Annotated in this window: 11 protein-coding genes and 2 pseudogenes; 3 read left to right on the forward strand and 10 right to left on the reverse strand. The window is 40.0% G+C overall.

Going from position 1 to position 10,312, the window contains the following annotated elements; translation table 11 throughout:
* The 3 genes and pseudogenes from EXE10_RS19285 to EXE10_RS19295 form a co-directional block, all read right to left on the reverse strand.
* Positions 1-122: pseudogene (locus EXE10_RS19285) on the reverse strand (IS5/IS1182 family transposase); the annotation flags it as partial.
* A gap of 236 nt (positions 123-358) precedes the next feature.
* Positions 359-997: a glutathione S-transferase family protein gene (locus tag EXE10_RS19290; protein ID WP_104442444.1), complete on the reverse strand. Its 639-nt coding sequence runs from the start codon at positions 995-997 to the stop codon at positions 359-361.
* 16 nt (positions 998-1,013) lie between these two features.
* A complete protein-coding gene (locus EXE10_RS19295; RefSeq protein WP_104442443.1) occupies positions 1,014-2,033 on the reverse strand; it encodes an NADP-dependent oxidoreductase in 1,020 nt (339 codons plus the stop codon).
* A 143-nt stretch (positions 2,034-2,176) separates the two neighbouring features.
* Here EXE10_RS19295 and EXE10_RS19300 point away from each other — a divergent pair, with 143 nt between their 5' ends.
* Together EXE10_RS19300 and EXE10_RS19305 are read left to right on the forward strand one after the other, a co-directional pair.
* Positions 2,177-2,785, forward strand: coding sequence for a TetR/AcrR family transcriptional regulator (locus EXE10_RS19300; protein WP_104442442.1), 609 nt, complete (start codon positions 2,177-2,179; stop codon positions 2,783-2,785).
* Between the two features lie 106 nt (positions 2,786-2,891).
* Positions 2,892-3,122, forward strand: coding sequence for a hypothetical protein (locus EXE10_RS19305; RefSeq protein WP_001087973.1), 231 nt, complete (start codon positions 2,892-2,894; stop codon positions 3,120-3,122).
* Between the two features lie 83 nt (positions 3,123-3,205).
* On the opposite strand, the gene EXE10_RS19310 is transcribed toward EXE10_RS19305, so the two are convergent.
* The 3 genes from EXE10_RS19310 to EXE10_RS19320 form a co-directional block, all read right to left on the reverse strand.
* The gene (locus EXE10_RS19310) at positions 3,206-4,333 is read right to left on the reverse strand and encodes an alkene reductase (RefSeq protein WP_104442441.1); all 1,128 of its coding nucleotides are present in this window, start codon (positions 4,331-4,333) and stop codon (positions 3,206-3,208) included.
* Between the two features lie 200 nt (positions 4,334-4,533).
* A complete protein-coding gene (locus EXE10_RS19315; protein WP_104442440.1) occupies positions 4,534-5,211 on the reverse strand; it encodes a type 1 glutamine amidotransferase domain-containing protein in 678 nt (225 codons plus the stop codon).
* Positions 5,212-5,286: 75 nt separating this feature from the next.
* Entirely contained in the window at positions 5,287-6,444 is a 1,158-nt protein-coding gene (locus tag EXE10_RS19320) for an iron-containing alcohol dehydrogenase (RefSeq protein WP_104442439.1), read from the reverse strand.
* Between the two features lie 183 nt (positions 6,445-6,627).
* Between EXE10_RS19320 and EXE10_RS19325 the strand changes: the two are divergent.
* Positions 6,628-6,945: pseudogene (locus EXE10_RS19325) on the forward strand (IS3 family transposase); the annotation flags it as partial.
* Between the two features lie 97 nt (positions 6,946-7,042).
* Here the strand turns inward: EXE10_RS19325 and EXE10_RS19330 are convergent.
* From EXE10_RS19330 to EXE10_RS19345, 4 genes are all read right to left on the reverse strand, one after another.
* Positions 7,043-7,345 carry a putative quinol monooxygenase gene (locus EXE10_RS19330; protein ID WP_045795883.1) on the reverse strand — a complete coding sequence of 101 codons (303 nt, stop codon included), beginning with the start codon at positions 7,343-7,345 and terminating at the stop codon, positions 7,043-7,045.
* 239 nt (positions 7,346-7,584) lie between these two features.
* The gene (gene fghA, locus EXE10_RS19335) at positions 7,585-8,415 is read right to left on the reverse strand and encodes an S-formylglutathione hydrolase (protein ID WP_104442438.1); all 831 of its coding nucleotides are present in this window, start codon (positions 8,413-8,415) and stop codon (positions 7,585-7,587) included.
* A gap of 228 nt (positions 8,416-8,643) precedes the next feature.
* Positions 8,644-9,756, reverse strand: a complete 1,113-nt coding sequence (locus EXE10_RS19340) for an S-(hydroxymethyl)glutathione dehydrogenase/class III alcohol dehydrogenase (protein ID WP_000842149.1) — start codon at positions 9,754-9,756, stop codon at positions 8,644-8,646.
* A 21-nt stretch (positions 9,757-9,777) separates the two neighbouring features.
* Positions 9,778-10,053 (reverse strand): metal/formaldehyde-sensitive transcriptional repressor, encoded by a 276-nt coding sequence (locus EXE10_RS19345; RefSeq protein WP_001133624.1) that lies wholly within the window; start codon positions 10,051-10,053, stop codon positions 9,778-9,780.
* Between the last annotated feature and the right edge of the window lie 259 nt (positions 10,054-10,312).

Genomic DNA, 10,312 nt, shown 5'->3' on the forward strand with positions numbered 1-10,312 from the left:
AATGGAGCATACCATTGCGTAGCAGGATCAAACCAAATGGCAATATTTCCGCGACTCATGAGTGCTCGGTTATATGCGGGCCAATTGGTTGTGCGATAGATTTTGTGTGTAGGCTTCTTCATTTGAAAATTATATCGCTGAAAAAGCCTTTACAGATAGGTTTGTACAACAAAGCCATTTGCAGTGAAAGAATAGGCGAAACTTGTCTTAAATAATGGTAATTCCTCATCTTTAAAATAAAGAACGCCCGATGAAATTCATCAGGCGTTTACTTTAAATAAGTGTCAGCTTATTTTATAACCAGATGTACTTGTCAATTATGATTCTTATTCTCCATTGCCTTTAAAAAACAATCTTGCTATTTTTGACTTTTCACACCATTTTGTTCAATTTGTACTGCGGCTTGCCAGCTAGGTAGTTGGCTTAAACCTGCTACATAACGTTGGATATGGGGATAATTTTCACCTTGTCCCATATGATAAACTAAAGCATGTAGTCCAAAGCCCATCATAAAGTCAGCACCGGTTAAACGGTCTGCCACTAGAAATTCTTTATCTTTTAAATATTCATTTAAATAGCCAAATACTTTATCGAACTCAACTTGAGTATAATTTTCTAGAAATACCAACTTCGTACCCTGCTTAGTTTCTATCGCATTAAACGTTTTCAACAAAAATGGCAGCATGGCAGAGCTTTCTGAGAAATGAATCCACTGTAGATAATCGACATAGGTAGATTCATCCATATCTGGTGCTAAATGCGGCGCAAGTTTCTGAATTAATAACTCAACGATTGCGCCTGACTCTGCAATAACTTTGCCATCCCATTCCAATACTGGAGATTTCCCTAAAGGGTGAATGGTTTTTAAAGAGTCAGGGGCCAAATGCGTGCTTGAGTCACGATAATAGCGTTTCAGCTCATAGGGCTGCTTGATTTCTTCAAGTAACCACAAAATGCGAAAAGAACGTGATTGATCTAAATGATGTAGTGTGATCATGATAATTCCTATTTTTTTAAATTTTTACAACCACTTTGCCAAAGTTTTCGCCTTTCAACATACCATTGAAAGCATTGATCGTGTTATCTAAACCTTGCACCATATGCTCTTTATATTTGATTTTTCCGTCTTTCAACCATTCAGACATTTGCTGATAGAATTCCGGATACTGACTGCCATAATCATCAAAAATAATAAAGCCTTGCATGCGAATACGCTTTTTTAAAAGGGTGGAAATAAAGCCCGGTAAACGGTCTGGCCCTTGTGCTTGCTCGGTAGCGTTATACTGGGAAACCACACCACACACCGGTACACGTGCCGCAGAGTTAAGCAATGGCCATACCGCATCAAACACTTTACCCCCGACATTCTCATAATAAATATCAATACCGTTGGGAGCTGCTTGTTGTAATTGTTCTGCAAAATTTTCATCATGATGATTGATACAAGCATCGAAGCCGAGTTCTTCTACTGCATAGCGACATTTTTCAGGCCCACCTGCGATGCCAACCACGCGACAACCTTTAATTTTACCAATCTGTCCAACCGTAGCACCAACAGGTCCTGTTGCAGCTGCAACGACCAAAGTTTCACCAGCTTTAGGCTGACCAATGTCCAACAACCCCATATAAGCAGTAAATCCTGGCATTCCCAAAATACCCAATGCCCAAGATGGATGTTCAGGTTGCATACCTAAGCTTTGACATGCAGTCCCATTAGAAATTGCGTAGCCCTGCCAGCCATTTCCGGAAAGAACCCACTCGCCTTCTTTGAATTTTGGGTTTTTAGAGGCCACCACTTGACTGACTGTTCCACCGACCATCACTTCGCCAATTTCAACCGGTGCTGCATATGAAGGAGCATCACTCATGCGACCACGCATATAAGGATCGAGTGACAAGTAAATGGTTTTTAACAATATCTCGCCTTGTTTAAGTTCATTGAGTTCAACTTGTTCAATACGAAAATCGCTGTGTTTTGGCTCACCCACTGGCCGTTTAGCTAAAACGATGCGTTGATTAATAACTGTTTTCACACATATAACTCCATGTTTTATTTAAAAGTATTTTTCTTCACAATCAAAAACTGTGATTAAAATTTCTTTACATCCATTGTAGATGAGTTATAATAAAAAACAATACGACTGGTCTATTTTTTGCAATAGAGTAAATAATTAATATGAAGCCTACTCCTATTAAAAAGTCTGAAGCGAAGCGCATACACATTCTTAACACCAGTTCAGACCTGATTTTGCATAAAGGTTTTACTGGCGTAGGATTACAGGAAATTTTACAGAGCTGTGAAATCCCTAAAGGCTCGTTTTATCATTATTTCCAATCTAAGGAAGCTTTCGGATGTGAATTGGTACAGCATTATGTAGACAATTACCAAGTCCGTTTAAATGATGTATGGCGTTGTGATAAATCCCCTTATCAAAAGCTGATTGAGTATTTTAATTTATGGATAGCAGATCCTGAAACACAGTGTGGTTGGGCGGATAGCTGTTTAATTGTGAAACTTGCCGCAGAAGTTGCCGATCTATCTGAAGATATGCGCTCGATTATGTCCGCTGGCGTTGATGATGTAATCCAACGTATTGCTGGTTTAATTGATTTGGGAAAACAGGATCAGTCTATCCAAGCAGATACCGAGGCCTCTACTTTGGCACAAGTACTTTACCAAATGTGGTTAGGTGCAGCATTACTGAGTAAGTTGCAAAAAGATAAAACACCATTACATCAAGCTCTGAGAGCAACTAAATTTCTATTAAAAAGTGAAGATTCATAAAAATTAAATATCAACTACATAATTAATAATTCATGATAGCAGTCCAATGATTACCTATTATTGTGTTGCTATTAGATCAATTTACAATCCATGAGTATAGCGCACAATGAATTCTCCTTCTAAAGCCCTCATGACTCGTATTTTAGTTGGTTATTTAGGCTTATATCCCACACTATTACTGGTTCTCACTTTATTAAAGCCAATTACACAGCATCAAAGTTTCCCGATGATGGTGTTGATTGAAGTCATAGTATTAGTGCCAGTAACGCAACTGATTTCTTTCCCACTGGCAGGTTGGCTCATTACACAGCTAAAAAATTTTAAGAATTTGTTTTAAGAAGAATTTATGCTGGCAACAGCAATCCTAAGTCCTTATTTTGCCAACCACAAAGGTTGGCAAAATAACTTACTTAGTCGATATTAATCTGCGTAAGCTGGATAATCAATATAGCCTTTTTCCGTCCCACCATACATACTGCTTGCATCTACTGCATTCAATGGCCAGACATTGGCGATGCGATCGGGTAAATCTGGATTCGCAATAAATGGGCGTCCAAATGCAATTAAATCGGCCAGTCCTGCCTCTAAAATTCGAGTCCCTCTTTCTGCCGTATATCGACCTGCATATATAATCCGACCACTGAAAGTGTCTCTGACATCTCTACGAAAATCATGAGGAAGTTCTGGTGCATTATCCCAATCAGCTTCTGCAATCGATAAATAGGCAATCCCAACTTCTTCAAGTATCTTTATGGCCTCAATATAAGTCACATGTGGATCATCTTCAACTAAACCCATGTAGACACGATCTTCCTCTGTACTTTCAAATAAGGGGGCAAAACGCACTCCTAAACGATCTGCACCAACTACCTCAGCAACTGCCTCTACTACTTCACGTAAAAAACGCAAACGATTGTTTAGTGATCCACCATATTCATCTTCACGGTGGTTACTATGTGCAGAGATAAATTGATTCACCAAATAACCATTTGCACAATGAATTTCAACTCCATCAAAACCAGCAGCCAAGGCATTACGCGCTGCTTGAGCATAGAGTTGCACTAATTCTTTAACTTCTGCATTGCTTAAAGCACGTGGCATAGAAGGATCAGCCAAGGCCCCCGCATTGGGCCCGGTCTCAATAAAGACTTTAACATTACTATCAGCCCCGATAGCCGAAGGTGCGACTGGTGATGCATGATTGGGTTGCAAAGATGTATGTGAAACACGCCCAACATGCCAAAGTTGTGCAAAAATAATGCCTCCTTTAGCATGCACTGCTTCCGTCACTTTACGCCATCCAGCAATCTGTTCAGGGCTGTAAATACCGGGAGTCCAAGCATAGCCTTGACCACGTGGCTCGATTTGCGTACCTTCGGTGACCATAAATCCTGCCCCAGCACGCTGTTGATAATAGGTTGCCATTAATTCATTTGGAATATTCCCTGGCTGAGTACTGCGCGACCGCGTTAATGGTGGCAATACAATACGGTTTTGCAAAACATAAGGGCCTAAGTTTAAGTTTTGAAAAAGTTTGCTGGCTTTCATTTCACTGTATCCAAGTCATCATGACTTAATTGATCTACATTAAATACCCTTCCTTCCTGTATATAGAAAAAATAAAGGAAGGAAAGCTATTAACTCAGGCCCTTCACCATTAAATGAGGGTTATTTTGCTTATTGCGCCAGTTGCTCAGAGTCAGAAGTTTCATTTACTGCTAAGCACCACAACAGACACTAGCTACTCTTTATTTCAACAATTGAAGTAATGCTGAGGCAGTTGCAGCAGAAGATGCTGGATTTTGTCCAGTAACCAGCAAGCCATCTACTTGAACATATACTTGCCAATCATCCACTTTAGAATAATGACCACCGTTTTGTTTAAGCATGTCTTCGACTAAAAATGGTACAATTTCAGTCAAACCTACAGCGGCCTCCTCAGTATTGGTGAAACCAGTCACTAATTTACCTCTGACTAAAGGCGCTCCATTACTTGCTTTCACATGACGAAGAACACCCGGGGCATGACACACTGCTGCAACAGGTTTGCCAGACTGAATCGCCTGTTCAATCAGAGAAATTGAAATCGGATCTTCTGCTAAATCCCACAATGGGCCATGCCCGCCTGGATAAAACACTGCATCATAATCAGCTACAGAAATTTCGCTAAGTTTATGCGTCTGTGTTAATGCTTGCATTGCAGTTGGATCTGCTTCAAAACGATGAGTGGTTTCAGTTTGAGCATCGGCTAAATTACTTTTCGGATCTAGTGGTGGCTGCCCACCTTGAGGCGACGCCAGCGTAACTTCAGCACCAGAGTCAATAAAGGTGTAATAGGGTGCAGCAAGTTCTTCTAGCCAGAAACCTGTTTTCTTACCAGTATTGCCAAGTTGATTATGTGAGGTTAAAACGATTAAAATTTTCATGTTATTTCTCCGATAATTTTCATGATTGAGGAGCATTGTTACAGGGTCAGAGCATGCCAGATACGCGCATTTAGCTTAGATGCTCATCTCGAGAATTTGGCGACTGATCTCTAATGAAACATTTTTATGTTCGCCTAGCTGTGTAAGATTATGTGATTTAAGTTGCGTAATGATGATCTCAATATCTGTCTCCCCCAGTCCATAATCGCTAAGACGAGTCGGCAATCCAAGTTGCTCAAAGAAGGCTCGAGTACGAGCAATAGCAGTATCAATACGTTGTTCTTCATCACCTTCGACAATCTGCCAGACACGAGTCGCATATTGTAGTAATTTTTCTCGCTTCTCTTGACGACGTACTTGTAGATTGGCCGGCAACACAATTGCTAAGGTACGAGCATGATCAATACCATGTAAAGCCGTGAGCTCATGTCCAATCAAATGGGTCGACCAATCTTGTGGTACACCTGCTCCAATCAGGCCATTCAGTGCCATGCTGGCGGTCCACATTAAATTGGCACGCGTGTCATAATCTGCCGAATCTTCCAAGACTTTCGGTCCAATCTCAATCAGGGTTTGCAATAGACCTTCGGCAAAACGATCTTGTACTTGTGCATTGACAGGGTAAGTTAAGTACTGTTCCATGACATGAATAAATGCATCGACCACGCCATTTGCCAACTGGCGCGTCGGCAAGCTATAGGTTTTATTCGGGTCTAGCACCGAAAATTGCGGAAAAACATAGGGACTGCTAAATGCAAGTTTGGCTTGGGTCGATTTTCTGGTGACTACCCCACCACTATTCATTTCTGAACCAGTTGCCGGAAGGGTGAGTACACTCGCAAAAGGCAAAGCTTGGGTAATTTTATTACCATGGGTTTCTAAAATCTCCCATGTATCCCCTGTATAATTGACTGCTGCTGCAATAAATTTAGTACCGTCAATTACCGATCCACCACCGACAGCCATTAAGAAATCAATCTTTTGTTCACGAATCAGCTCTACAGCTTTCATGAGGGTTTCATAACTCGGATTCGGCTCAATTCCGCCAAATTCATGAATTTCTCTTGCACCTAATGCTTCACGCACTTCAGCTAAAGTACCATTCTTACGTGCACTTTCACCACCAAACAGCATTAATACTTTTGCTTCTGTAGGCACATAGTCATTGATTTTAGCTATTGTATCGCCACCAAAAATAATGCGGGTCGGATTATAAAAGTTAAAATTCAGCATATTTTTATCCTAGGATGATCAGTTAATTGATTTGAAAAACCACCGTTATTCATCAAATAAACTTTTAAAAAATCGGACAACACTGCGGCTTTTGCCTACACCATGTGCTAACTATACATAAAAATAGACCAGTCGTCTATTTTTTTAAAATTATTTCAGCTTGCCGACTTGAGTGATGGTTAAACACATTCAGGCTTGTTCTTTACCAGTTTTATTATTGATGTATTTTCACGAGCGATTGTTGGATGGAAGATATCAACACGTATGACTATTGACATGGTCGTGAACGCATTGGCTGAAACAGTGAATGGCTCATACAAAATAGCAATGATTAAATATTTTAAAAGCAGATTGGCATGGTTTAGCAGATGTACAAATGCAACGCTAAATCAGATAGATTGGTTCAATATAAAGCATGTAAATAGTTATATTCGTTTATTTACCGTGTTTTGGATATTGCCCCATGTAAATGATGAAATTAAGCCATTAAATAAAGTAGCCCAACTTAAATATAAAGCCTCTGACAAACATCACCGGGTTGAAGTGCTGCCTTTCATTCAAAATTTCAGGCAGCAACCTCTTACATTTAAGCGTCGGTTTAACCTGGTAGTTTACTCGCCAAAACATCTACTTTTTCAATAGACGGTGGCTCTGAAAATAGCTCTTCGGCCTGAGCCATCAACGCAGCTGCAACCTTGCCAGATAAATGTGCTTGGCGACCCGCCTCATCAGGAAATGCATCAAAAATACCAAATGTTGTAGGTCCAAGACGTAGGCCAAACCACGCAACTGTCGCAGGTTCTTCCATTACAATAGGTAAACCGGCTTTAAGGAAAGCTTCCACTTCGTCTTCTTTACCTGGTTTAGCTTCAAGGCGGACATATAAAGCTGTTTTAAGCATGACTAAAACTCCACAATTGATTAGAATTAAAACGAGTCTGACATTGCTAATGGATGCATGTCAGAAAGTTTTGTTGTATAAAAGTTAAAAAAAATTACCATAGCTGAGCCAAAATTTGGATGTTTATTTCGGCATAATGCTATGAATTTATTCAAGTTAATATCATTAACATTTGAATCAAAAAATATTGCTCAAGAAGCATTCAAGAACAACATTGTACATCCTCATATCTATGAAAGTTATTTAGCTAGGAATTTGCTGTGAAACTCTATATGTTTCTCTATAAAGCTCGCAATGAAGTAATAGCTATGGTCATACCCTTCTCTTAGGTTAAGTGTAAGAGGATATTCTTGTTCCAAACAAATATTACTAAGAAGCTTAGGTCTTAACTGTTCTTCAAGAAAATCATCAGCTGTTCCCTGATCGACTAAAATAGGTAAATGAACTTCAGCGTTTTTGATTAATTCAATCGCATCATAGCTTTTCCATAAAGTTTCGGTTTCACCAAGGTAGTGTGTGAAAGCCTTTTTCCCCCAAGGTACTTGGCTAGGTGCAACAATCGGTGCAAAAGCAGAAATACTTTTAAACAGCTCAGGATTTTTTAACCCAATGACTAATGCACCATGCCCCCCCATGCTATGTCCCATAATGCTTTGGACTTGATTGGTCGGAAAATTCAGGTCTATCAGATTTCTGAGCTCTTCCACAATATAATCATACATTTTGAAATGCTGTGACCAGGGTGCTTGTGTTGCATTCACATAGAATCCTGCGCCTTGGCCTAAATCATAATCTGCATGATCTGGTACATCCTCTCCACGTGGGCTGGTATCTGGTGCAACAATAATGACTTTATGTTCAGCCGCATACTTTTGTGCTCCGGCTTTAGTAATAAAGTTCTGTTCGTTGCAAGTCAGTCCTGATAACCAATATAAAACTGGCAACCGCTCATCTTTGTCATGAGGTGGCAGATATATTGAGAATTTCATTGAACAGTTTAATGCTATTGACTGATGGCGATACACTTCTTGCGATCCACCAAAAGAAGCATGTTTCTCAATTATTTCCATAATCAATTACCTATGTTGAGCAAGACTTCATGAGAAATCGAGTAAACAAAGAGTCTGACATTCTCCACAGAGAATAGTGATTAAGATTTAAAATGTAGGCAGGTTTGTTGAACCTATACACGATGCCTAAACAGATAGATCGGTTTTACAGATAATGTGCCGTTTTAGAGGATTCCATGCATGTCATTCATGATGCACATGCATGGAAAACTATAAGGTCTGACGGAATTATTCGTAATGAATTACAGTACGAATTGACTTACCTTCATGCATTAGATCAAAGGCTTCATTGATCTGATCCAAGCCCATCGTATGTGTCACAAATGGTTCTAATTGAATTTTACCTTTCATGGCATCTTCAACCATTCCTGGAAGTTGCGTACGACCTTTTACGCCACCAAAGGCAGAACCTAGCCATTTACGACCAGTAACCAGTTGGAATGGACGGGTAGAGATTTCCTGACCTGCGCCAGCTACACCAATAATTACGGATTGTCCCCAGCCACGGTGTGCACTTTCAAGAGCTGCACGCATCACATTCACGTTACCAATACATTCAAATGAATGATCTACACCCCAGCCAGTCATTTCGACAATGACTTGCTGGATTGGTTTATCGTAGTCTTTAGGGTTTAAGAAGTCCGTTGCACCAAACTCTTTTGCCAGCGCAAATTTATCTGGATTCATGTCAACCACAATAATACGTCCTGCTTTAGCTTGACGTGCGGCTTGTACGACTGCCAGACCAATACCACCTAAACCAAAGACCGCAACACTATCACCTTCTTGTACTTTAGCCGTGTTGTGTACTGCACCGATACCCGTTGTGACACCACAACCCAGTAAGCAGACATGTTCGTGATTGGCTTCAGGATTAATTTTAGCCAATGATACTTCTGCCACTACCGTGTATTCACTGAACGTTGAGCAGCCCATGTAGTGGTAAATCGGTTGACCATTGTAGGAAAAACGAGTGGTACCATCTGGCATTACGCCTCTACCTTGAGTTTCGCGAACGGAAATACACAAGTTCGATTTTCCAGATTTACAGAATACGCACTCGCCACATTCAGCAGTGTAAAGTGGAATAACATGATCACCTGGTTTGACGCTAGTCACGCCTTCACCAACCTCAACTACGACACCAGCACCTTCATGCCCGAGAATAGCCGGAAAAACACCTTCAGGATCATCGCCAGACAAAGTAAATGCATCTGTATGACACACACCGGTATGGGAGATCTTAATTAATACTTCACCTTTCTTTGGTGGTGCAACATCAACTTCAACAATTTGAAGAGGTTGACCAGGACCAAACGCAACAGCAGCACGTGACTTCATGCAATAATTCCTTATACAGATCTATTTTAAATATGATTTTAGAATCTTGGCGATTTCAGCCAATTCTTCTTTTCGTTGTTGTTCTGTGGTTTCACCTGATACTAAAGTGTCCTTTAAATGAACCTCCAACATTTCATTCATCAAACCATTAATAGCACCACGCACAGAGCATATTTGTTGCAGAATTGCACCACATTCCACATTGTCTTCTAACGCTTTTTCAATCGCTTGCGTCTGACCTTTGATCTTTCTGACGCGTAGAAGAATCTTTTTTTTGTCTTCAACCTGATTAGGCATCAGACCTCCTTATTTGCTAGCATTAATACTATAGTACCCCATAGTATAAAAAAAGCAATAATTTTTATAAATCGAAAATTAAAAAGATCTTTAGCGAAAATTTTCTATCCCTGTTTTTAGTTTTTTTAAATTAACATCGTAGAGCTGATGCTAAAGTCACAAAGAATGGGACTTTTAGCTCCCATTTTTTTATTTTGGTTCGGCTTTGTTGCACAAAGATTTAAAAGATAACACTCTGCTCATTTGAACAGAATTCAAG

This window comes from Acinetobacter sp. WCHAc060033, assembly GCF_004209125.1.
Lineage (GTDB): Bacteria > Pseudomonadota > Gammaproteobacteria > Pseudomonadales > Moraxellaceae > Acinetobacter > Acinetobacter wuhouensis.